Source organism: Ralstonia sp. A12 (assembly GCF_000801955.1).
Taxonomy (GTDB): domain Bacteria; phylum Pseudomonadota; class Gammaproteobacteria; order Burkholderiales; family Burkholderiaceae; genus Ralstonia.
Map to the genome: position 1 here is coordinate 218,667 of NZ_JSZO01000033.1, position 23,764 is coordinate 242,430.

Here is a 23,764-nt window from a genome sequence, read left to right on the forward strand (position 1 = left end):
CCGCATGGCATGGCAGGCGCCGACCAATTTCAGTGATTCAGTGGACTATGCCTCCAACGGCATCAACCCCGGCAACTGCGCAAAGCAGATCGACTTGGCCGTCTCGATAAAGTCCTGCGCGAACGGCGCCTGCGCGTAGTCGCGCGTCATGGCGGCGTAGAGATCGCTCCAGACTCCCTCCTTGCCGACGCGTTTGGCGACCACGTATTCGTAGTCAATGTAGTTCTTGATACCCCAGCTCGGCAGCGCGGCCAGCCCGCGGCGGCTGGCGACAAGCTGCAGCACGGCAATGGTCAGCTCTGCCGTCCGTCGGTTGAACACGATACTGGCGGGCGTCAGCACCTGCCGGATCAGGTCGATGCGCTCTTCCGGCACGGGGTATGTGATGAGCGTCTGGTCTGTGAAGTCCTTCGCTTCCAGCCACTTCTTATTGCGCAGGGGATGGTCCACTGGTAGTACGGCCAGGATCTCGAAACGGAACAGCGGCGCGAACACCACGCCCCGGCGCATCTTGGCGTCGGAGCCGATGATGACGTCGGCACGGCCGTCCTTGAGCAGCGCGAGCGGATCGGTATGAAAGCCGGAGACCAGGTCCATCTCCACCTCGGGCCAGCGCTGACGGAAGGCGTCCATCACGGGCATCAGCCAGTCGAAGCAGGTGTGGCATTCCAGCGCGATGCGCAGCGTGCCGGCGGCGCGGCCCTTGATGCGCTCCAAGTCGCGCTCAGCGGTCTGGATGTCGGCGACGACCTTCTGGGCCAGTTCCAGCAGGCGCTCGCCGGCCTCACTCAGTTCTACGGTCTGGCCCTTGCGGCGCACGACGGCCAACCCGTAGTGCGATTCCAGCGCGCGCAACTGGTGTGACAGCGCCGATTGCGTCAGGTGCAGCCGCTCGGCTGCGCGCGACACCGAGCCGCCATCGGCCAGGGCAATCAGGGTTCGTAGATGACGGACTTCCAGCATACGCGTGCGATTTCCGAAATATGAATCCAATTCAATGATGTAGAAAATAATATCATTTGATTCATGGAATGTCGTCACCCATCATCACAGGACTCGAAAACCGACCTGCACTTTGGCACCTGTAATCTGTATGACGACCATCCACACCCTCGGCTACCCGCGCATCGGCGCTCAGCGCGAGCTGAAGTTCGCCCTCGAATCGTTCTGGAGGGGCGCGTCTTCGGAAGACGACCTGCGTGCCACCGGCCGCGCATTGCGCGAGCGCCACTGGGCGGCCCAGCGTGATGCAGGGCTGGATTTCGTGACCGTGGGCGACTTCGCCTGGTATGACCAGGTACTGCAAACGGCCGCTCTACTTGGTGCCCTCCCCACCCGCTACGGTGTCGACGCAACGCAGCTCACGCTGGCGCAATCGTTCGTGCTGGCACGCGGCAATGCCGACCACGCGGCCATGGAGATGACCAAGTGGTTCGATACCAACTACCACTACCTCGTACCGGAACTCACGCCGGACCTCCGTTTTGGCCCCGGTACTGAATGGCTCTTCGACGAGGTACGTGAAGCGCAGGCGGCAGGCCATCGCGTGAAGGTGGCGCTGATCGGGCCGGTCACGTTCCTGCATCTGTCCAAGGCGCGCAATGGCTTGACCGACAAGCTCACGCTGCTGCCGCAGGTGCTGCGGGCCTACGCCACCGTGCTCCAGCGCCTGGCTGCGCTGAACGTGGAATGGGTGCAGATCGACGAACCGGCGCTGGTGCTCGACCTGCCGCAGGCCTGGGTTGAAGCATTTGGCCCGGCCTATCAAACGCTGGCGGCCGCCAATGGCCCGAAGCTGCTGCTAACCACGTACTTTGAAGCCGCCTCACACCATGCGGCGCTGATCAAGTCGCTGCCGGTTGCCGGTGTGCATCTGGATATCGTGCGTGCGCCGGAACAGCTTGCTGCCTTCGCACCGTGGCCCGCCGACAAGGTGCTGTCCGTGGGCGTGATCGATGGCCGCAACATCTGGCGCACGGACCTTGCACGCGTGCTGGAACGCGTAGCACCGCTGGCCGAAGCCTTCGGCGATCGTCTGTGGATCGCACCGAGCTGCTCGCTGCTGCATGTGCCGGTGGACCTGTCTGCCGAAACCCGGCTCGACGACGAACTCCAGGGCTGGCTGGCCTTTGCACGCCAGAAGCTGGACGAACTGGTCGTGCTCAAGCGCGCGGTGGTCGAGGGGCCGGCCGCAGTGCAAAGCGCACTCGATGACAACCGCGCTGCCATTGCCACGCGCACCCAATCGCGCCGCGTACACAACGCTAGCGTCAAGCGCCGCGTGGCTGCCATCCGTGCAGAGGATGCGGAACGCGCCGCGCCTTACCCCACGCGCGCAGAAGCCCAGCAAGCACGCCTGAATCTGCCGCTGCTGCCGACCACCACCATCGGTTCCTTCCCACAAACGGCCGAGATCCGCCAGGCCCGCGCCCAGAACAAGCGCGGTGATCTGCCTGCGCTGGACTACCTCGAACGCATGCGCGCCGAGATCACCGACGTGGTGCGCCGCCAGGAAGCCCTGGGGCTCGACGTGCTCGTGCACGGCGAAGCCGAGCGCAACGATATGGTCGAGTACTTCGGCGAGCTGCTGTGGGGTTACGCCTTCACCGCCAACGGCTGGGTGCAGAGCTACGGCTCGCGCTGCGTGAAGCCCCCCGTCATCTACGGTGATGTGTACCGACCCGAAGCCATGACCGTCGAGTGGTCCAAGTACGCGCAAAGCCTGACCACCAAGCCGATGAAGGGCATGCTGACCGGCCCCGTGACGATGCTGCAGTGGTCGTTCGTGCGCGATGACCAGCCGCGTGAGCAAACCGCGTTGCAGATCGCCCTGGCCCTGCGCGACGAAGTCTGCGATCTGGAAACCGCCGGCATTGCCGCCATCCAGATCGACGAACCGGCCTTCCGCGAAGGCCTGCCGCTGCGTGCGTCCGACGTGCCGGTTTACCTGGAGTGGGCGGCGCGCGCCTTCCGCGTATCCGCCTCGGGCGTGCGCAACGACACGCAGATCCACACGCACATGTGCTATTCGGAGTTCAACGACATCCTGCCGGCCATCGCGTCAATGGATGCCGACGTGATCACCATCGAAACCTCCCGCTCGAACATGGAACTGCTGGACGCGTTTGGCGAGTTTGCGTACCCGAACGAGATCGGACCTGGCGTGTACGACATCCACTCACCGCGCGTGCCGCGTGTGGAAGAGATGGAAGCGCTGCTCGACAAGGCGGCGCAGGTGGTGCCGGTGCAGCGCCTGTGGGTGAACCCAGACTGCGGCTTGAAGACACGTGGGTGGCCGGAAGTGGAAGCAGCGCTGCAAGGCATGGTGGAAGCCACGCGCCGTTTGCGTGCCAAGCATGCCAAGGCACAGCATGCAGGCAGCAAAGCTGTGCAGGCTGAAAGCGTTACCGCCTAAGCGCCCGCAACACCAAAGAAAAACGCCAACCGATTTGGCTTTCGGTTGGTGCATTTTCATACGTGTTCAGGTTGTCGTGTCCGGTTGCCCGTGCCGCCCTGCCCCACTGGCAAATCGCGCCGCACCGGCCACGCCTTCGGCAAATACCATTGGCGTGCCACGCGCCCCTTCCTGTCGCAGCGCCTCGGCCAGCGGCAGATCCCACTGCGCATAAGCCGATGCGCGATCGGCCAGCATGCATTGCTGCGGAAACGCGGCAATCTCGCGGGCGAGCTGTTGCGCAGCAGCCAGTGATTCACCGGGCTCGACCACGCGACTGGCGAGGCCCATGGCGAGCGCTTCGTCGGCGTGTACAGCGCGACCGGTCAGAATCATGTCCAGCGCCCGCCCCATACCGACAATACGCGGCAGGCGTACCGTTCCGCCGTCGATGAGCGGCACGCCCCAGCGGCGGCAAAACACGCCGAATACGGCGTCACGCTCCACCACGCGCAAATCGGCCAACAACGCCAGTTCCAGGCCGCCTGCCACGGCGTAGCCGCTCACAGCAGCAATCAGCGGCTTCGATAGCGCCATGCGTGACGGCCCCATCGGCCCGGGTGCCCCGCCATCGGGGTCAAGGAGATTGCGCCGCGCTGGATCACCCACCGCAGCGAGATCCGCGCCCGAGCAGAAATGCCCACCGGTGCCGCCGAGCACCGCGACGCGCAACGCATCATCGGCTTCAAAGCGCTCGAACGCGGCGAGCAGCGCGGCGGCGGTCGGTCCATCTACCGCGTTGCGGCACTCGGGCCGGTTGAGCAGGATCGTGCAGACCGGGCCATCGGTCTGGAACAGCACGGCGTCGGACATGGGTGGTCTCCCCGGCTTGGGACCGCCCGATGCTACACCTAGCGCGTGCCGCGCTCCGATGCGGGCTCGCCCTGGTGCCCGTGATGGCGCGCACTGCGAAACTTGCGCAGCATCCACTCCTTGATGTCGTCCACCTTCTCAAACACCACAGGCACCACCAGCAGGCTCAGCAACGTGGAGGTCAGCAGACCACCGATCACCGCTACCGCCATCGGCGCACGGAAGCCCGCATCGCCTTCCAGGCCAAGCGCCATCGGCACCATGCCGGCCGTCATCGCCACGGTGGTCATGACAATGGGGCGAGCACGCTTGTGGCACGCATCAATGATGGCGTCGGTGCGCGACATGCCCATGTCACGCCGGGCCACGATGGCGTATTCCACCAGCAGGATCGAGTTCTTGGTCACGATGCCCATCAGCATCAACAGGCCGATCAGCGCCGGCAATGACAGGCTGAAGCCGAACAACGCCAGCAACCCGAACGCGCCACCCACCGACAGCGGCAGCGCCGCCAGAATCGTCACCGGCTGCGTGAAGTCGTGGAACAGCAGCACCAGCACCGCATACACGCACAGCACCCCCGCGACCATGGCCAGGAAGAAGCTGCCGAAGAGTTCCTGCATGCCCTCCACATCGCCCGCCGCAATACGACGTACGCCCGGCGGCAGGTTCTTGATGGATGGCAGCGCCTCCACCGCCATGTTGGTGTCGCCCAGCGCACGCCCCTCCAGCCCCACGCTGATGGTGATGTTGCGGCTGCGGTCGTAGCGGTCGATCTGCGCGGGGCCGCTGGCGATGGAGATGTCTGCGATGTTCTCCAGCGGCACCGCGCCGTTGCGGCCCAACACGCGCAACTGCCGGATCGTGTCGATCTGGTTGCGCGCCTTCGGGTCCAGCTCTACGCGGATGTACACCTGCCGCTCGGGCAGGTTCAGCTTGGGCAGGTTGACGTCGTAGTCACCGGCGGTGGCCACACGCACGGCCTGGCCAATGGCGGCCGCGGTAACGCCTTGCTGCGCTGCACGCGCGAAGTCCGGACGGATGACGATTTCAGGCCGCAACAGGCTCGCCGAAGACGTGATCGCACCCAGGCCCGGCACGGTGCGTAGATCGCGCATCACATCGCGGGCGGACTGCTGCAGCGTGGTAGGGTCATCGCCGGTCAGCACCACCTGCAATTGCTCGCCGGAACCCACCGCGCCAAATGAAATGCGCACGCCCGGCACACCCTCCAGCATCTCGCGCAACTGGCGTTGCACCGCTTGTTGCTTGATGCTGCGGTCATGCCTGTCCGTGAGCGAGATCGTGAGCGTGCCCGTCCGCACCTCGCCACCGCTGGAACCCGGCACGCCGGCCATGACGCCGGAGCCGATGGCCGTATAGACGTGGCGGACTTCCTTGTGCTGCATGACGATCTTGCGCACGCGCTCGGTGTTGTCGCGGGTCTGGGCGATGGTGCTGCCGGGCGGGCTTTCCACCGTCATCTGCAGTTGCGCCCAGTCTTCAGGCGGCAGGAAGGTGGCGGGAATCAATCCAATGATGGCGACTGATACGACGAAGAACGCCGCAGCCATGCCACCCGTCTTCCACGGGTGCACCAGGCACCAGCGCGCCGCCTGCAGGTAGCGCGTCATGATCCAGCTGTCGCGGTTGGGCTCGTCCTGCGGCTTGAGCATGTAGGCGGCCATCATGGGCGTGAGCAAGCGCGCCACCAGCAATGACGCCAGCACCGCCAGCGAGGCGGTCCACCCGAACTGCTTGAAGAACTTGCCCGAGATACCGCCCATGAAGGCCGTCGGCAGGAACACCGCCACCAGCGTGAGCGAGGTGGCGATCACGGCGAGGCCGATCTCCTGCGCGGCCTCCATCGCCGCCTCCAGCGGCTTCTTGCCATCACGCAGGTGGCGCACGATGTTCTCCACCTCCACGATGGCATCGTCGACGAGAATCCCGACCACCAGCGTGAGCGCCAGGAGCGTAATGCCGTTGAGCGTGAAATCCAGCAACTGCATGGCGGCGAACGTCGGGATGATCGACAGCGGCAGCGCCACCGCCGACACGAACGTCGCCCGCCAGTCGCGCAGGAACAACCACACCACCAGCACAGCCAGGATGGCGCCTTCGTACAGCGCATCCATCGATGCCTTGTACGAATCCGCCACCGGCTTGACCATGTTGAAGACCTCGGTCACATGCACGTTGGGGCGCTCGGCCTGCAGTTTGGCGATGGCCTCGCGCACACCCTTGGCCACCGAGACTTCACTGGCGCCACGCGAGCGGAACACCTGGAAGCTCACCACCGGCTTGCCGTCAAACAGCGCCATCTGACGCGGCTCGGCAGCGGTGTCGCGCACTTCGGCTACATCTGAGAGGCGAACGCGCCGTCCATCCGATAGCGGGATGTCCATCTGCGCCAGCTCACGCGCGCTCTTTACGGTGCCGAGCGTGCGCACGGCCTGCTCCTGCCCGCCGATATTGCCGCGGCCGCCCGGCGCCTCCTGCTGCATGCCACGCACCTGCGTGCTGATGTCAGCCGCCGTCACGTTCAGGGCTTGCAGGCGCACAGGGTCGAGCTGCACGCGCACCTCGCGGTCCACCCCGCCTTGGCGCGTGACCTTGGCCACGCCGCGCACCGACAGCAACCGCTTGTTGACGACGTTGTCGACAAACCAGGAGAGGTCCTCCGCGTCCATGTCGGGCGCTTCCACGGCGTACGTCAGCACCGGCAGGCCGGCAAACGTCACGCGCGAAATCACCGGCTCCTGCACGTCAGACGGCAATTGCGCGCGGATACGGCTGACCGCGTCACGCACATCGTTGACCGCTTCCTGCACATCCTTCTCAAGCTGGAACTCGACCATCGTGGTCGAACTGCCATCGTTGATGGTGGACGTGATGTGCTTGATCGCACCGATGCTGGCGATGCTGTCTTCAATCTTGCGCGTGACCTCCGTCTCCATCTGCGTGGGCGTGGCGCCGGGCAGGCTGGCGGTAATGGACACCGCGGGAAAGTCGATGTCCGGAAAATTCTGGATCGGCAGCATCTTGAACGACACCAGCCCCGCCACCGTGATCAGGATGAACAACAGGATCGACGGAATGGGCTTGCGGATCGCCCAGGCAGAGAAGTTCATGGCTTCGCTCCCGCCGGTGCCGATGCAGGCGCGCCGGCCGCAGCCACGCGCACAAGATCACCGTCACTCAGGAAGGCGGCCCCTGCGGCAACCACCGCGTCGTTCGCGTCAATGCCTTGCGTGATCTCCACCTGACCACCCTGACGACGGCCGAGCACGACCTTGGTCTGGCGCACGCGGTTCTGTGGGCCGACCACCATCGCGTAGTCGTAGCCATCGCGCGAGAAGACCGCGGTCTCTGCCACTGTCTTGGCGGGCGCATCGCCCAACTGCACATCGCCTGACAGGTACATGCCGGCTTTTATACCGGTGCTGCCGGCTTCGGGCGGCAGATCGACATAGACGAGACCATTGCGCGTGTTGGCATCCACCGTGGGCGCAATCTGGCGCACGCGGCCGTTGACGATGCCGCCATCCATGCGGCGCAAGCGCACGGCCTGGCCGGGCTGCACGCGCGGCAGCACATCGCCGTGCATCTCGGCGCGCCACTCCAGGCGGTTCTTGCGGATCAGCTTGAAGAGTTCGGTGCCCGACGACACCACGGCACCGACGGTGGCCGAACGCGCGCTGATCACGCCGTCATCCGGCGCCACCACCCGCGTATAACGCAACCGCAGTTGCTGGCTGTCGAACTGCGCACGCGCTGACGCGAGCTTGGCCGCTGCCGTCTTGGCCTGCGTGTCGTACTGCACCAGATCCTGTTGGCTGATGGCACCGCTCTTGTCCAACTCGTGTGCACGGCGGGCTTCGCCGGCAGCCTGCGCTGCAGAAGCTTCGGCCTCTGCCAGCGCGGCGCGTTGCGCGGCAACGTCGGCGCGCACCGTCTCGTCCGACAGGCGCGCAAGCAGTTGCCCCTGCTTGACGACATCCCCCACGTTGACGAGCACCTCCGCCAGCTTCAATCCGCCCACCTCAGCGCCAATGCTGGCTTCCTGCCACGCCTGCACCGCGCCGCTGGCCGTAGCCGTGCGCGGCCACACCTGCTGCGTGAGATGCGTCACGTTCACGGTCAGCGCCGGCTTGGGCGCAGGCTGTTCCTTGCCCGGTTGCTTGCTCTCGGGCGCAGCCTTGCCGCACGCCGCCAGCACGCCGGCCAACACCAGGGCCAGCCCTGTCATCCAAACACGTTGTCCTGTCATGAAGCGTTTCCGTTGTGCGCCGGGGCCATTGCGGCCGGCGCGGGAGCCTTGGAAGAATTCGGTTGGGCGTTGCCGGCGGCGTCGGCATCATCTGCGTGCCAGCCACCGCCCGCGGCCTTGTACAGCGCGACCCACGCCTGCGCGCGTTCGAGCCTCACAGCCGCCAGGGATTGCGATGCCTGCAGCGTCGTACGTCGCACGTCCTCAAGCTGCAGCAGGCTGCCGGCGCCCAGGCGATAGCGCGCGTTGGCCGCCTCCAGCACCTTCGTGTATTGCGTATCGGCCGTGGTGGCGGCATCCAGGCGGCGGTCCGCCGCGTCCAGACGCACCAGCGCATCTTCGACTTCCTGCACGGCCTGGCGCACCTTCCCGCGGTAGCTGGCCAGCGCCTGGTCGTAGCGTGCACGTGCGGTTTCCACACGCGCCGCGCCCGCACCACCTTCGAAGATCGGCAGCGACACCGAGGGCCCGAACGACCACGACTTGCTCGTGAACGACTGCCCGCTCACGCGAAACGAGTTGATGCCGATGGAGCCCACCAACGTGAGCGACGGCAAGCGGCTCGCCACCGCAACACCAATGTCCGCACTGGCCGCTGCCACCGCGCGTTCCGACGACGACACATCTGGCCGCTGCGACAGCACCCGCGCTGGCACGTCGTGCACGCCGGCGTCAGGCGGCGCAGGAATCTGCGCACTCGCCTTGGCCAACAGGGTGTTCAGTGCTTCGTGGTCCAAGCCGGTGAGCGTGACGAGCTTGTCAATGCCCTGCGCGCATTGGGCTCGCTGCCCTTCCAGCGCGTTGATGGCATCAGCTACAGTGGCCTGCGCCTGCGCATAGTCAGCCGGCGCGACAAAGCCCGTGCGGAACTTGCGCTCGGTCAGCGTGAGCGTTTCCTGCCGTGAAGTGAGCGTCGTCGCACCAATGTCGACCAGCGCTTCGCACTCACGCTGCTGCAGATAGGTGTTGGCGACTTCCGCCGCGAGTGTCACGCGGGCATCGTGCCAATCGGCCTCGCTGGCCTCCAGGCGCGCATCGGCACCCTCCAAGCTGCGGCGCTTACCGCCAAACAGGTCGATCTCCCAAGACGCATCGGCCTGTGCCGCCAGCGTGGTGATGGTGCCCAGCCCCAGCGTCGGGCTCACCGTGCCGCCGGGCAATCCGCCAAAGCTCGAACCACCGGCGAACTCACTGCTACCGAACCCGCCCTGCCGCGATGCCGAGCCGCTGCCCTTCAACTGGGGAAAGAACGCCGCCCGGCTGGTAGAGACACTTGCGCGTGCCTCGCGCACGCGCCCGACCGCCTGGGCGATGGTGGGACTGGTGGTGTCGGCTTGCTCGACAAGCTGCGTCAGCACCGGATCGTGAAACTGCTCCCACCAGCGCGCCAGCGCCATGCGGTTGCCGTGGTGCGGCAACGTGGCGTGCCAGCCTTGCGGCGCTTCGGTGCCCTTCAATTGCGGCGTGCCGTAGTCGGGGCCGACAGCGCAGCCTGCCAGCAGCATCGCCAGTATCAGGGGCGCATAACGGACACAACGTCGGGCAGGACCGCCGGAGGGTATGCCCCCAGCGCGTCGACCTGTTTTCATGAATGTTGTCCTTCGGGAATGCAGCCGGAATTATGCCCAGTCAAGCGTCTGCGAGACACCCACACCTGCAACGCGCTCAGCCAACCCACGAGAAGCGGTCAGGCGATGCTCAGCGAAAGTGCACGCCTGCGGCTGCCTTGCTCAGCACTCGGCGTACCCCACTTTCCTGCACGCGCATTGGCGGTTACGAAAAAATCACGGCAGTTAATTGCGAATATGAAGGGGCGCCGGGCTTATGATCCGCCCGTTCTGACGCGGGGTTCACGTATGTCTTCTTTAGCAATCGAGGCGCCAGTTTCGGTCGGCTGGATCGGCGCGGGTCGCCTGGCGCGAGCACTGGCCACGCGGGCGTATCACGCGGGCGTACCTAGCGTTGCGGTGGCCAGTCGTACGCAAGCCAATGCGGCGTGGCTGGCGCAGGCCACGGGTGCCAAGGCGCTCGATGCGCAAGGCGTGGCCGATGCGGCGGACTGGGTCTTCATCACTGTGCCGGATGATGCGATTGCCCGCGTCGCGGCCGGTGTGCGCTGGCGACCTGGGCAGCTCGTGGTCCATTGCAGCGGCGCGGGAGAACGCGATCTGCTCGACACCGCCCGCCAGGCCGGTGCAGATACGGCCAGCCTTCACCCCCTCTTCCTCTTTGCTGGTTTGCCAGACGACGCCGAACGCCTGGGCGGCGCATCCATCGCCATTGACGCGGACGCCCCGCACGACGCGGCGCTCGCCAGCTTTGCGCAACGCCTCGGCTGCACACCGCTGAAGGTCCGACCCGGACAACGCGCGCTGTACCACGCGGGGGCCAACTACGCTGCCAGCTTCTTGCTGTGCGCACTGCATGAGGCCGCCACGCTGTGGCAGGCCGCGGGCATCGACCGCGATGCTGCTGTTGCCGCCATGTGGCCGCTGGTGGACGGCACGCTGGCCGCCGCCCGCGCGCGCGGCCTGGCCGGCGCACTGGCCGGGCCGGTCTCGCGTGGCGACGGCGGCGTGATCGACAAACACTTGCATGCGCTGGGGGCGCTCGGCGCGGATCATGCTGCGCTGTACACCGCGCTCACACGGCGCGCACTGGCATTGGCGGCCGAACGCGGCGCGCCGTCCACCGACGTGCTGACGGACATCGCCTCGCGAATCAACGGAGCACACTAACGCGCGCTGCCGTCATGGGGATCGGGCAAGGCGCATGCACCAATCCAGCGCACGCCCTACAATCGGCAGCTTGCCCGCAAGCCTGCCCTGCCATGTCCCAATCACCACACTCGCCGCAATCTCCTGCCGCCACGCATGACGCCACCGCGCGCAACTCGGCCGGCGCACTCGTCCTGCTCGTAGTCGGGCTGGTCCTAGTGGGCGTGAACCTGCGGCCAGCACTGTCGAGCCTGTCGCCGGTACTCAAGCAAGTCGCGGCTGGCACGGGCCTGTCAGGTGCAACGGCGGGGCTGCTGACGACGCTGCCGGTGTTGTGCCTTGGCGTGTTCGCACCGGCTGCGGCGGTGCTGGCCCGGCGCTTTGGCGCGGAACGCGCCGTCGGTGGCCTGCTGATCGCACTGGCCGCGGGCATTGCCTTGCGCAGCGCGGGCGGTGCGCTTGCGCTCTTCATCGGCACGCTGGCAGCGGGCGCCTGCATTGGCGTGACAGGCATCTTGCTGCCGGGCATCGTCAAGCGAGACTTTGGCCGTCAGGCTGATCTGATGACCGGCGTCTACACCATGGCGCTGTGCTTTGGCGCGGCGGTTGCAGCCGGTGCCAGCGCGCCGCTTTCCGCATGGCTGGGTGGGTGGCAGCCGGCGCTGGCGTTCTGGGCGTTGCCGGCGCTGCTGGCCTTCATTGGCTGGTGGCCGCACATGCGGCATGCACACGGCAAGGGTTCGGCTGCGCGTATCGAACGCGTGTCGCTATGGAACAAGCCGATCGCCTGGCAAGTGACGCTGTACATGGGGCTGCAATCCTCACTGGCGTACTGCGTGTTCGGCTGGCTGCCGGTGATCCTGCAAGACCGCGGGCTGACAGCGGTGCAGTCGGGCGTGGTAGCCGCTGTCTCGATTCTCGTGCAGCTCATCACGGCGCTCGGCGGCCCGTTCGTGGCGCGGCTCGGGCGCGACCAGCGGCCCGCCGTGCTGCTGATGATGCTGATGTGCTGGGCCGGCCTGATCGGCTGCCTGTACGCACCGCTGTCGACGCTGTGGTGGTGGGCAGTGCTGCTGGGGCTGGGCCAGGGCGGCAATTTCAGCGTGGCGCTGTCGCTGATCGTCCTGCGCTCGGCCGATGCGCGTGTGGCGGCCAGCCTGTCGGCCATGACGCAGGGCATCGGCTACACCATGGCCGCTGCCGGGCCGTATCTGATGGGGGTGCTGCACGACCTGACCGGCGGTTGGGCCGTGGTCGGCTGGCTGTTCAGCGCGATTGCGCTGGCATCGATCGTGATGGGGTCGCTCGCCGGGCGCAACCGTACGCTGCACGCCGGCGAGTGAGTCAACGGGTGGCGGCGCTTACGCCTTGTGCTTCTTCGTCCAATTGGCGAGCGCCTGCATCTGCTCGGTGATCAGACCGGCGATGCGCTCGTCCGTCAGATCGCCGTCCGGCGTGAAGCCGCCGGCAAACGCGTTTGCGAACACTTCCGGCTTGTTCAGCGGATGCAGGTCCAGATACACGCACACCTGACGCAGGTGGTATTGCGCACGCGACGTGCCCATGCCGCCGCCCGCGCCCAGTATTGCGACCGGCTTGCCGGCCAGCAACGCGTTGTTCGGCTCACGCGAGGCCCAGTCGAGAATGTTCTTCAGCGCCGGCGCCAGCGAGTAGTTGTATTCCGGGCAGGCCAGCACCAGTGCATCGGCGCGCTCCAGTTGCTGGAACACGCGCCGTACCGACGCCGGCTTGTCCGTGATGTCTGCGTTGTAAAACGGAATATCACGCAGATCGGCCAGTTCCATTTCTACACCCGCGGGCAGGCGGGTGGACGCCGCGCGCAGCAGGCCCTGGTTGGTGGATTTTTGGCGCAGGCTACCGGCAATGCCGAGAAAGTTCAGCGACATGAAGAACGACTCCGTCAATGTTGGGAGTGGCGAGAATAGCGGACATTGCGTCGATCAAGAAGAGATCGCGGTCCACCAGCAACAGATTGGAATCGGCCCTGCGCGTTATGCCTCGCAGGCGCGGAAGCAACCGGCCTCATGGTCATCGACCATGCCGGTGGCCTGCATGAAGGCGTAGCAGATGGTGGGGCCGACGAACTTGAAGCCACGCTTGACCAGCGCCTTGCTCATCGCCTTGGAGGCATCGGTGGCGGCGGGTGCATCGCGGTAGCTGTCCCAGCGGTTGACGATGGTCTTGCCGTCGACGAACGCCCACAGGAACGCATCAAGCGAGCCCACTTCTTCCTGCAGCTCCAGCACCTTGCGCGCGTTGATGACGGCGCCTTCCACCTTGGCGCGGTTGCGCACGATGCCGGGGTCGGTAAGCAGCTTTTCAATGCGCGCGGGCGTGAAGCGCGCCACGCGTGCCGCATCAAACCCTTCGAACACCTCCTGATAGCGCGCCCGCTTGCGCAGGATGGTCTGCCAAGACAAGCCGGCCTGCGCGCCTTCCAGGATGAGCATCTCGTAGAGGTGGCGATCGTCGTGCGAGGGCACGCCCCACTCGGTGTCGTGGTACGCGATCATCTGCGGGTCTTCGCCCGCCCAGCAGCAGCGCATCATCAATGTCTCCTAGATCCAGCCCGATTTGCGCAGCTTGCGATACAGCCACACGCAGGCGGTGGCCGTACACGCCAGCACGATGGGATACCCCGCCGGATGCTCCAGCTCCGGCATGCCCTTGAAGTTCATGCCGTAGTTGCTGAACACCACGGTCGGGATCGCCAGGATAGCGCCCCACCCTGCCAGGCGCTTGACGATGTCGTTCTGCGTAACAGACACCAGCGCAACGTTCACGGAGATGGCCGTGGTCAGCATTTCGCGAATCACGTCGAGCGCGCCCACCACGCGGTGCGCATGGTCGGCGATGTCGCGAAAGTACGCGCGCAGCTCTTTAGGCACCACGTCTTCGTGTAGGCGAACGAGCTGGCCGGCAATGTCTTCCACCGGCAGTGCTGCTCCACGCAGGCGCAGAAGCTGGCGCTTGAGCGTGTAGAGCCGCTCGATGGCCGCACGGTCGAACGTGTCGCCAAAGATCTGGCTCTCGATCTGCTCGAACTCTTCCTGCATGCGCTCGAGCACGGGCTGGTAGTTGTCAACCACAAAGTCCATCACCGCATAGAGCGCAAACGGCGCACCCTTGGCGAGCAATTGCGGCGTGCGCTCACAGCGCTCGCGCACCGGCGAATACGACGCCGACGGCCCATGTCGCACCGAGACCAGAAAATCCTTGCCGACGAACACATGGGTCTCGCCAAAGACGACGTTGCCGTCTTGCATCTGTGCGGTATTCAACACGATGAAGAGCGTGTCGCCATACACCTCCAGCTTGGGCCGCTGGTGGGCGTTGCGCGCGTCTTCAATGGCGAGGTCGTGCAGGGCGAATTCTTCCTGCAACTGGTTGAGCATGGCGTTGTCCGGCTCGTGCAGGCCGAGCCAGACAAAGGAGCCGGGCGTGTGCAGGACGTCGCTGATGTCTTCGACCGAGAGGTCGCGTTCGCGCTTGCCGTTGCGGTACAGCGCGCTGTTGATCACCATGGGCATGGCGTGTCTCCGGGCGCTTCAGCGCTCTTCGGGCTGATCGGCGTTTTTGATGTCTGATGTGCCGGACAGCTCTGGCACGTCGGCCAGGCGTGTCTCGATCTGTGCCAGCGCTTCGGACAGCGCGTGGACGAGATCATCGGGCAGCCCATCGAGCGTCGCATTGATGAAGGCGATGCGCCGCGGCATGCATTCGAGCACCACGGCCAGGCCGGCGTCGGAGAGCGACACGTTGGTCAGGCGGTTGTCGCGCGCATCGGTGGTGCGTTCGATCCAGCCGAGCTGGTCGAGCACCTTGAGCTGACGGGTGAGCGCGCCGGGGTCCATCTGCAGACGCTCGGCAAGCTGCTTCTGGGCAAGGCCGCCGCCCGTCTGGTCGTGCAACGCCAGCAGGATGCGCCAACGCGGCATGGGCTGGCCCACATGCGCCTCGAAGGCGGCCATGAACGCACGGTAGGTGCGGCCGAACTGGTGCATGACGGCGAAGCGTTCGCGTTCAGAGGTCATCGATCAGGGGGCTGAGATTGCTGGGGAACCGCGCATCCTAACCGCTCCAGCTTGTTCGCGCCTATTCGGTGTGTTGCACAGGCTCAACACGGTGCAGCACCACCGGTGGCACCCGGCGCACACGCCACAGGCCGACCAGCGCCACCACCGTCGCCACGATCAGGCCGATATGGATGGCACTCACCAGCACATGCCGCGCAGCTTCGAGCAGCGCCGCACCGTCATGGCCCGCAGCATGCATCTGCGCCAGCACGGCGGTTTGCGCGTCATGATCGATGAGAATTTCTGGATCAGCAAGCTGGTGCAGCCACTGCATCGCGTTATCCGCATTGAGCGCACTGGCCACGCCGGAGGCATAGCGCTCCGTAACCAGCGTGCCGACCAGCGCCGTGCCCACCATGCCGCCCACCATGCGCAGCGATTGCAGCAACGCTGTGGCAATACCCAGGTGCGCGCGCCCCGCAGACTGCTGGGCAAACACCGTCAGGTTGGGCAGCACGAAACCCAGGCCCAGACCGGCTAGTAGCATCAGCAGCGTCAACACCGCGTGCGGCATGCTCTTGGACGACACCGCCATCCCGGCCACCGCCACCGTCAGCAGCGCAAACCCGGCATACAGCATGGCATTGGGCTTCGGAATGCGCGTGACGATGCGCCCATTGATGATGCTACCCAGCGTGATGCACACGACCAGCGGCGTGATGACCAGCCCCGCCTCTTGCGGCGACATGCCGAACCCGCCCTGAAACAGCAGCGGCGCATAGAACAGCACCGCAAACATCGAGAAGCCCGACAGCATGGCCAGCACGAACAGCGCCGCCAACGACGGATTGCGCAACATGTCGAACGGCAGCAGCGGCTGCTCGGCGCGCTGCTCCCACCACCACAGCGCCACAAACGCCGCGGCCGACAACACGAGCCAACCCAGCATCGGCAGCGACATGCCATGACGCGGCAGCCACTCCACGAACAACTGCAGCGCGCCAAGCGCCACCGTAATCAGCACCGCGCCCTGCCAGTCCAGCCGGATGCGCCCGGTGTGCGCGTTCTGACGCAAGTGCGGCAGAAAGCGCCAGGCAAACCACAGCCCCAGCACGCCAAACGGAATGTTCACGTAGAACACCGAGCGCCAGCCGAACGCCTGCGTCATCCAGCCGCCCAGCGTCGGCCCGATGGCGTTGGCGATACCGAACGAGGCGCTCAGCAGCACCTGCCAGCGCAAACGTACGCGCGCATCGGGAAACAGGTCAGGAATACACGCGTATGCCGTGCCGACCAGCATCCCGCCCCCGATACCCTGCAGGGCACGCGACCACACCAGGAAGGTCATGCTGCCAGCCATGCCGCACATGACCGACGCCAGCGTGAACACCACGATGGACGCAATCACGAACGGCTTGCGGCCGTAAAAGTCGCCCAACCGACCGAAGATCGGCACCGTCACCACCGAGGTCAGCAAGTACGACGTTGCCACCCACGCATACAGCTCAAACCCTTTAAGCTCCGCCACCACCGTCGGCAGCGCAGTGCCAACCACGGTCTGGTCAAACGCCACCAGAACGACGACAAAGCAGATGCCGATCATCGCCAAGAGCGATTCCTTGAACGGCAGGACCTGGGTATGGGAATGCGGTAGCGCGGTGTGGACGGCCATGATGGGGAGGGGAGCAATACAAATGCTACATCAATGATTGATGCGTCAACTATTAGTGTAGCGGAATCTCATGGAGTTTGCCGGCGGTTGATTGGTAAAAATGAAGTCCGTCGGATGGAAATAATGTCTGTCGGGACGTCCGAAGATGAGCGACCAAACGCGTCACGTTGCCCTGCCACTGCCAGATGCGGTGCGATCGTCGCTCGACTTTTCCGGTACGCATGGCGATCCGTCTGCGCATGCACTGGGTCAGCCGACCCAGCTCGCCGCACAGGCCGAAGCATGAGCCACCGTGCCAAAGCAAAAGGCCAGCCCGACGGCTGGCCTTTTGCATGGATGCACGGTCCGCTCAGAACGGCGCCGCAAACGTCAGGCGCACACCCTGCTGCAACCCACCCATACCGGCCATCACGCTGTAATCCAGCCCGAACGTGAGTGGGCCGGTGCGGAACTTGGTGCCCAGGCCCACCTGCATGCGGTCGCGGCCATAGGGGCTGCCGCCCACGGTGTAGGCCGGGCCAAACGCGGCCAGGTCCGCGTAGGCCAGGCCGGCGTTGCTCTGGCCGCTGAAGTCGTGCTGGTATTCGACGCGTGCATAGGGAACGAACGTACCCCAGCGGGTCTTCTGGGCGTACTCCGTGCGCAGGCCCAGCGTACCGGACACGGTTGTCACCCTCTGTTGGAAGTACGTCAGCGCGTTGATGCCGGCTCCGCTTTCACTGAACTGGTCCAGCGTCGACTCAGACACCGACAGGCGCCCATACGGCGAGATCAGCCAGACGGCGTCGCGATGCTCGTAGCCGGCGGAGACCGACGCGAACGCCTGGTGGCCATTGCGCTTGCCAGTGGCGAAGTCATTGGCGTCCGTCACCCAGCGACGTGAGTCGAAGCTCAGCGTACCGAAACCCGCCACGCCGTCGATGAACAGCGTCGGCAGCGGCCGGTAGCTGCCATACAACGCGACGCTGTAGCTGTCGCCGGTGCTCTTGGTGCCGGCGCTGCCGATGTCGGTGGAATCGTGCCCATAGCCGAAGCCCGCACCGAGGGAGAACTGGTCCGACACGTGGTAGTCCGCGCCCGCCGTCACGCCCCCGGTGGTAAAGCGGAAGCCCGAGCGTTGCGCACCGGTGTTGGCGAAACCGAAGTCGAGCGTGCCGGCGCTCCAGAAAGCGAGGTTGGGCTGGCCGGCCTCGGCGGCTGCGGTATCGGTCTCGGTGCCAGGCAGGTCCGGGCCAGCGTCCTTGTCGCCAGTGGCGGTGCCCGAAGGGCGGCGAGCGAGTGTCTTGCCGCTAGCCTGAACGTCGCCGCGCAAACAGGCATCGTGCGCGGCAATGCCAAACACATCCTGGCAACGCGCTTGCCGATCGGCACGCTGACCGGGCAATGCCACCGTCAGGCCATTGTCTGAGGGGGCGCGGCCGGTACCGTGCAGCGCTTCAAGGCGTCGGCTGTAGTTGCTGATCTGCGTGGTGGCAAAGCGGCGTGCGGCCTCCACCTGCGCGTTGATCAGGCCCGTCACGTCGGGGTCGGCGGACGGATCACGGCGCGGCGTGACGCTCACCTGCACAGCGGCCGGCGCCGACGTGGCGGCCGCGTTGGACAGCGTGTAGGCGATGACCGCCGTACCGCCAAACGTGGCAGCCGGCACGAAGCGGATGCTGTAGACCGGTGCGGCTGCAGCAATGGTTGCCACACCTGCGGCGGATGGCGTCTGCGTGGTGGTGGTGACGATGCTGGCCGTGCCCGCGGCCGCTGGTGTGACGGAGACGATCGCCGCCCCTGTGAACGGCCCGCCCGTCGCCCCCGCGGTAATGTCGACGGTGGTCGCCTGACCAGCATTGGTAGTGACTTGCTTCGAAGCTGCGGCCACCGGCACGGCGTTGACAGTCACCGTCACACTGATCGGCGCAGACATGCCCAGTGCGTTGGTGAGCTGATAAGCGAAGCTCACGTTGCCCGAGGTCGTCTGCGTGGGCGTGTAGATGATATCCATGCCGCTGACGACGGCGGTGCCACTTGCAGGCGGCGTGGCGATCGTCACGGCACTGAAGGGGCCGCCGGTGGCGTTGGCCGCGGCGTGGATCGTGACCGGCGTGTTCGAGTTGGTTGTTGCCGTGACGGCCGGCGCCGCACCGATCGACTGCGTGATGTTGAATGTGTAGCTGGCGGTGCCGCTGTATGGCGCGCCGGTGCCGGTGCTGCTGTCAGTCGCGCGCACGGTGACGGTGCTCGTGCCTGTGCTGGCTGGCGTGCCGGTAATCGCGCCGGTGCTGGCGTTCAGGCTCAGCCCCACGGGCAGCGCACCGCTGGCGATGGCATAAGTGTACGGAGCAATGCCGCCGCCGGCGCTCACACTCTGGCTGTAGGCCACACCCGCAGCCGGCGCGGGCAACGTCGCCGGTGTGACTGTGATGGTGGGCGCGCCGATGGTGACGGTGTAGCTCTGCGTGGCGCCAAATGGGGCGCCGGTGCCGGTACTGCTGTCGGTTGCGCGTACTGTAAAGGTATAGCTGCCCGTGCCGGACAGCGTGCCGGTGAGCGCACCGGTTGCGGCGTTCAAGCTCAGCCCGGCCGGCAGCGTGCCGCTAGCAACGGCGTACGTGTAGGGGGCCGTGCCGCCGCTAGTGCTGAACGTCTGGCTGTAGGCCGTATTCGCCTGACCCGCCGGCAGCGTGCCGGGCGACAGAGCGATGGTCGGCGCGCCGATGGCCACACTATAGGCAAGGCTAGCCATAAAGCCGTGGGCATCGGTGGCGCGAATGGTGAAACCGGAAACACCCGCGGCGGTCGGCGTACCGGTGATCGCGCCGGTGGCGGCGTTCAGACTCAGGCCGGCCGGCAAGCTTCCACTGCTAACCACATAGGTGTAAGGCGCAGCACCACCGCTGGTGGTGACGATCTGGCTGTAGCCGACACCCACCGAGGGCACGGCCAGCGTCGCCGGGCTGAGCGTCAGCGTCGGTGCGTTGACGGCGAACGACTGGCTGACGGTGGGCGCAGCGTGGTAGCTGCCGCTACCCGCTTGGGCTGCGTTGACGGTGCACGTGCCGATCGTCGTGAACGTCAGCGCGCCACCGCTGGTGATCGTGCACACGCCAGGCGTGGACGAGGTGAACGTCACCGTCAGGCCGGAGCTGGCCGTGGCCGTTAGCGTCGGGCTGGTGCCGAAATTCTGCGCCCCCGGGTTGGCAAACGTAATGGTCTGCGACGCGGACGGCGTAACGGAATTCGACGCGGCCGAAGCTAAGCCGGTGCCCGCCAAGTTGGTCGCGGCCACAGTGAAGGTATATGCCGTGCCGTTGGTCAGGCCAGTGAGTGTGACCGGGCTGGCTGCGCCGGTCGCGGTGGCACCGCCCGGGTTGGCGGTGACGGTGTAGCCGGTGATGCTCGCGCCGCCGCTGGCGGCAGGCGCGGTGAACGTGACCGTGGCTTGCGTATCGCCCGCAGTGGCAGTGCCGATGGTCGGCGCGCCCGGCACGATCGCGTTGACGGTGAACGAGCGGCTGACGGTCGATGCTGCCAGGTAGCTACCGTTACCGGCTTGGTCAGCGTTGATGGTGCAAGTGCCGCCGGCAAGGAAGGTCAGCGCCCCGCCGCTGGTGACGGAGCAGACGCTGGTGGTGGACGAGCTGAACGCCACCGCCAGCCCGGAGCTGGCCGTGGCCGTCAGCGTCAGGCTGGTGCCGAAGTTCTGCGCGCTGGGGCTGGCGAAGGTGATGGTCTGCGCGGCCTTCGGCGTGACGGCATTGGACGAAGCCGAAGCCGGGCCCGTACCGGCGGAGTTGGTGGCCGTCACGGCGAAGGTGTACGCGATGCCGTTGGTCAGGCCAGTCGTGGTGAGCGGGCTCGCTGCACCGGTCGCGGTAGCTCCCCCCGGGCTAGCGGTGACGGTATAGCCGGTGATGCTCGTGCCTCCGCTGGAGGCGGGGGCGCTAAACGTGACCGTGGCTTGTGTATCGCCCGCGGTGGCGGTGCCGATGGTCGGCGCGCTCGGTATCGCCGCATTCACCGTGAACGACTGCGTGACCGTCGTCGCCGCCAGGTAAGTGCCGTTACCAGCCTGGTCGGCGTTGATGCTGCAGGTGCCAGGGGTGATGAACGTCAGCGCACCACCACTGGTGATGGTGCAGACGCCGGTGGTTGAAGAGGTAAATGTCGGCGTCAGGCCAGAGGTTGCCGTAGCGGAGAGCGTCGGGCTGGTGCCGAAGCTCTTCGCACCCGGATTGGCGAAGGTGATGGTCTGCGCGCCCTTCGGCGTAACGGCGTTCGAGCTCGCTGATGCGGAGCCGGTGCCAGCGGAGTTGGTGGCCGTCACGGTAAAGGTGTACGGCGTGCCGTCAGTCAGGCCGGTCACGTTGATCGGGCTGGCCACACCGCTGCCGGTGGCGCCGCCTGGGCTCGCGGTGACGGTGTAGGCGGTGATGGCCGCCCCGCCATTGGAGGCGGGCGCAGTAAAGGATACCGAAGCCGTGGTGTCGCCAGCGGTAGCGGTGCCGATGGTGGGCGCCCCCGGTACCACGGCATTGACGGAGAACGACTGCGGAACCGTCGTGGCGGCGAGGTAAGCGCCGTTGCCTGCCTGATCGGCGTTGATGGTGCAGGTACCGGTGGTGATGAAGGTGAGCGTGCCGCCGGACGTAATCGTGCAGACGCTGGTGCTCGCCGAGGTAAATGTCGGCGTCAGGCCAGAGGTCGACGTGGCGGTGAGCGTCGGGCTGGTGCCGAAGTTCTTCGCGCCGGGGTTGGCGAAGGTGATGGTCTGCGCGCCCTTCGGGGTGACGGAATTCGAGCTTGCCGATGCAGCGCCGGTGCCTGCCGAGTTGGTGGCCGTCACGGTGAAGGTGTACGGCGTGCCGTCACTCAGGCCGGTGACGTTGATCGGGCTGGCCACACCGCTGCCGGTGGCGCCGCCTGGGCTCGCGGTGACGGTGTAGCCGGTGATCGTCGCCCCGCCGTTGAAGGCCGGCGCGCCAAAGGACACCGAGGCCTGGGTATCGCCGGCGGTAGCGGTGCCGATGGTGGGCGCCCCCGGTACTGCAGCATTGACGGAGAACGACTGCGGAACCGTCGTGGCGGCGAGGTAAGTGCCGTTGCCGGCCTGATCGGCGTTGATGGAGCAGGTGCCGGTGGTGATGAAGGTGAGCGTGCCGCCACTGGTGATGGTGCAAACGCCGGTGGAGGTGGACGTAAACGTCGGCGTCAAGCCAGAGGTCGCCGTGGCGGTAAGTGTCGGGCTGGTGCCGAAGTTCTTCGCGCCGGGGTTGGCGAAGGTGATGGCCTGCGCCGCCTTTGGCGTGACCGAGTTTGAAGCACCGGAAGCCGCCCCGGTGCCGACCGAGTTAGTGGCCGTCACGGTGAAGGTGTACGGCGTGCCGTCAGTCAGCCCAGTCACGGTGATCGGGCTGGCCGCGCCGCTGGCCGTTGCGCCGCCGGGGCTGGCGGTGACGGTGTAGCTGGTGATCGCCGATCCACCATTCGAGCCCGGTGCGGTAAACGACACCGAAGCTGTGGTATCGCCGGCCGTGGCAGTGCCGACGGTCGGTGCGCCTGGCACCACTGCATTCACCTGGAACTGCTGGTTGACGGTGGTCGCGGCCGAGTACGTGGTGTTACCGGCCTGGTCCGCATTGATGGAGCAGGTGCCGGTAGTCACGAAGGTGAGTGTGCCACCGCTGGTGATGGTGCACACACCGGTACTGGCCGACGTAAACGTCGGCGTCAGGCCAGAGGTCGCCGTGGCGGTAAGGGTCGGGCTGGTACCGAAGTTCTTCGCGCCGGGGTTGGTGAAGGTGATGGTCTGCGGCGCTTTAGGCGTGACGGAATTCGATGCGGCCGAAGCCACGCTGGAGCCATCCGCATTGTTGGCCTTCACGGTGAAGGTGTATGCCGTACCGTTGGTGAGGCCGGTGACGGTGAGCGGGCTGGCGCTGCCGGTCGCCGTCGCACCGCCGGGGCTGGCGGTGAGGGTATAGCTGGTGATGGCCGATCCGCCATTGGAGGCCGGCGCGGTAAAGGAGACGGCGGCCTGGGCGTTGCCGGCCGTAGCGGTGCCGATGGTGGGCGCGCCCGGCACGCTGGTGATGTAGATCGTGACCGGGAAGGGATTGGAATTGGAGTCGTACAGTGTGGCGGTATCGATGCCGAGGTGCGTTGTACTGTTCGGCGTATAGACCAGTTTGTCCACATTCACCGTACTGAGGTCTACCAGCAGCGAGCCGCTCGAAACGCCCGAGCTGGTTGTGGTGACACTGCCGGTATTCAGCAGCGCATCGCTGTAAACGCCACCAGCGCCGCCTGGGTCGCAGTTGCTGTAGTCGGCGGCGGTAAAGGTGTACGTGTAACTGCTGGCGCCGGTGTTGATGAGGTTCCACGTGATCGTACACGCTAGTGCTGCGGGCGAGAAACCGGCCAGCAGGCAGAGCGCCATCAGCATAAACACGCACCGCCGGATCAACGATCCGACTAGGCCGTGCCCACGGAATCCTCCCGCGCTCCACGCAGCCGATCGCCAGCCGGACACATACGCTCCTGTCAATGCACGCATGACTTCCCCCGCTCGCCCGTTCGTGCGGGCGTTTCTTGTTAGTTGAAATGAGATGGCACGACGCCTGGTCGGCGTATCCGCTATCGGTGCGAACGCGATTGGGTGCGCTGCACGAGGGGGCGTGGTCCGCGTCGATCGGGCGGACTGGCGGCCCGTACCGCCAGCACTGCGCTACGTTGCATGGGAACCCCCTCGTTTGTCTTATTTGTTCTTCTTGAATGGCGTCAGCGCCATCCGCACAGCCAATGCCACAA

Annotated in this window: 15 protein-coding genes; 4 read left to right on the plus strand and 11 right to left on the minus strand. The window is 66.0% G+C overall.

The features are described 5' to 3' along the window. Nucleotides 1–45 precede the first annotated feature (45 nt). The gene (locus PI87_RS25180) at nt 46–963 is read right to left on the minus strand and encodes a LysR family transcriptional regulator (protein ID WP_039600443.1); all 918 of its coding nucleotides are present in this window, start codon (nt 961–963) and stop codon (nt 46–48) included. A gap of 130 nt (nt 964–1,093) precedes the next feature. Between PI87_RS25180 and metE the strand changes: the two genes are divergently transcribed. After that, nucleotides 1,094–3,415, plus strand: a complete 2,322-nt coding sequence (metE, locus tag PI87_RS25185; RefSeq protein WP_039600444.1) for a 5-methyltetrahydropteroyltriglutamate--homocysteine S-methyltransferase — start codon at nt 1,094–1,096, stop codon at nt 3,413–3,415. A 66-nt stretch (nt 3,416–3,481) separates the two neighbouring features. Here metE and PI87_RS25190 read toward each other — a convergent pair whose 3' ends face one another. The 4 genes from PI87_RS25190 to PI87_RS25205 are packed head-to-tail and all read right to left on the minus strand — an operon-like array spanning nt 3,482 to nt 10,129. Beyond that, nucleotides 3,482–4,267, minus strand: coding sequence for a crotonase/enoyl-CoA hydratase family protein (locus tag PI87_RS25190; protein WP_039600445.1), 786 nt, complete (start codon nt 4,265–4,267; stop codon nt 3,482–3,484). Nucleotides 4,268–4,305: 38 nt separating this feature from the next. Continuing rightward, complete coding sequence (locus PI87_RS25195; protein ID WP_039600446.1) at nt 4,306–7,401, minus strand: efflux RND transporter permease subunit; 3,096 nt, start codon at nt 7,399–7,401, stop codon at nt 4,306–4,308. After that, nucleotides 7,398–8,540, minus strand: coding sequence for an efflux RND transporter periplasmic adaptor subunit (locus PI87_RS25200; RefSeq protein ID WP_039600447.1), 1,143 nt, complete (start codon nt 8,538–8,540; stop codon nt 7,398–7,400). The genes PI87_RS25195 and PI87_RS25200 overlap by 4 nt, the downstream gene beginning before the upstream one ends. Further along, nucleotides 8,537–10,129 carry an efflux transporter outer membrane subunit gene (locus tag PI87_RS25205; RefSeq protein WP_039600448.1) on the minus strand — a complete coding sequence of 531 codons (1,593 nt, stop codon included), beginning with the start codon at nt 10,127–10,129 and terminating at the stop codon, nt 8,537–8,539. Before PI87_RS25205 ends, PI87_RS25200 begins: the two co-directional genes overlap by 4 nt. A 267-nt stretch (nt 10,130–10,396) precedes the next feature. On the opposite strand from PI87_RS25205, the gene PI87_RS25210 reads away from it, so the two are divergent. After that, nucleotides 10,397–11,278 (plus strand): Rossmann-like and DUF2520 domain-containing protein, encoded by an 882-nt coding sequence (locus tag PI87_RS25210; protein ID WP_039600449.1) that lies wholly within the window; start codon nt 10,397–10,399, stop codon nt 11,276–11,278. Nucleotides 11,279–11,370: 92 nt separating this feature from the next. Further along, nucleotides 11,371–12,600 (plus strand): CynX/NimT family MFS transporter, encoded by a 1,230-nt coding sequence (locus PI87_RS25215; protein ID WP_039600450.1) that lies wholly within the window; start codon nt 11,371–11,373, stop codon nt 12,598–12,600. A gap of 18 nt (nt 12,601–12,618) precedes the next feature. On the opposite strand, the gene PI87_RS25220 is transcribed toward PI87_RS25215, so the two are convergent. The 5 genes from PI87_RS25220 to PI87_RS25240 all read right to left on the minus strand — a co-directional run bounded on the left by PI87_RS25220 (nt 12,619) and on the right by PI87_RS25240 (nt 16,966). After that, nucleotides 12,619–13,164, minus strand: a complete 546-nt coding sequence (locus tag PI87_RS25220; RefSeq protein ID WP_039600451.1) for an NADPH-dependent FMN reductase — start codon at nt 13,162–13,164, stop codon at nt 12,619–12,621. 105 nt (nt 13,165–13,269) lie between these two features. Then, a complete protein-coding gene (locus PI87_RS25225; protein WP_039600452.1) occupies nt 13,270–13,827 on the minus strand; it encodes a DNA-3-methyladenine glycosylase I in 558 nt (185 codons plus the stop codon). Between the two features lie 9 nt (nt 13,828–13,836). Next, a complete protein-coding gene (locus PI87_RS25230) occupies nt 13,837–14,808 on the minus strand; it encodes a magnesium and cobalt transport protein CorA (protein ID WP_039600453.1) in 972 nt (323 codons plus the stop codon). An 18-nt stretch (nt 14,809–14,826) separates the two neighbouring features. Then, entirely contained in the window at nt 14,827–15,312 is a 486-nt protein-coding gene (locus PI87_RS25235; RefSeq protein ID WP_039600454.1) for a MarR family winged helix-turn-helix transcriptional regulator, read from the minus strand. Nucleotides 15,313–15,373: 61 nt separating this feature from the next. After that, on the minus strand, nt 15,374–16,966 hold the full coding sequence (locus PI87_RS25240; protein ID WP_039600455.1) for an MFS transporter: 1,593 nt from the start codon (nt 16,964–16,966) through the stop codon (nt 15,374–15,376). A gap of 145 nt (nt 16,967–17,111) precedes the next feature. Between PI87_RS25240 and PI87_RS29280 the strand changes: the two genes are divergently transcribed. Next, entirely contained in the window at nt 17,112–17,252 is a 141-nt protein-coding gene (locus PI87_RS29280) for a hypothetical protein (protein WP_157003237.1), read from the plus strand. A gap of 63 nt (nt 17,253–17,315) precedes the next feature. Here PI87_RS29280 and PI87_RS25245 read toward each other — a convergent pair whose 3' ends face one another. After that, a complete protein-coding gene (locus PI87_RS25245) occupies nt 17,316–23,399 on the minus strand; it encodes a fibronectin type III domain-containing protein (protein WP_052321758.1) in 6,084 nt (2,027 codons plus the stop codon). Nucleotides 23,400–23,764: the final 365 nt, after the last annotated feature.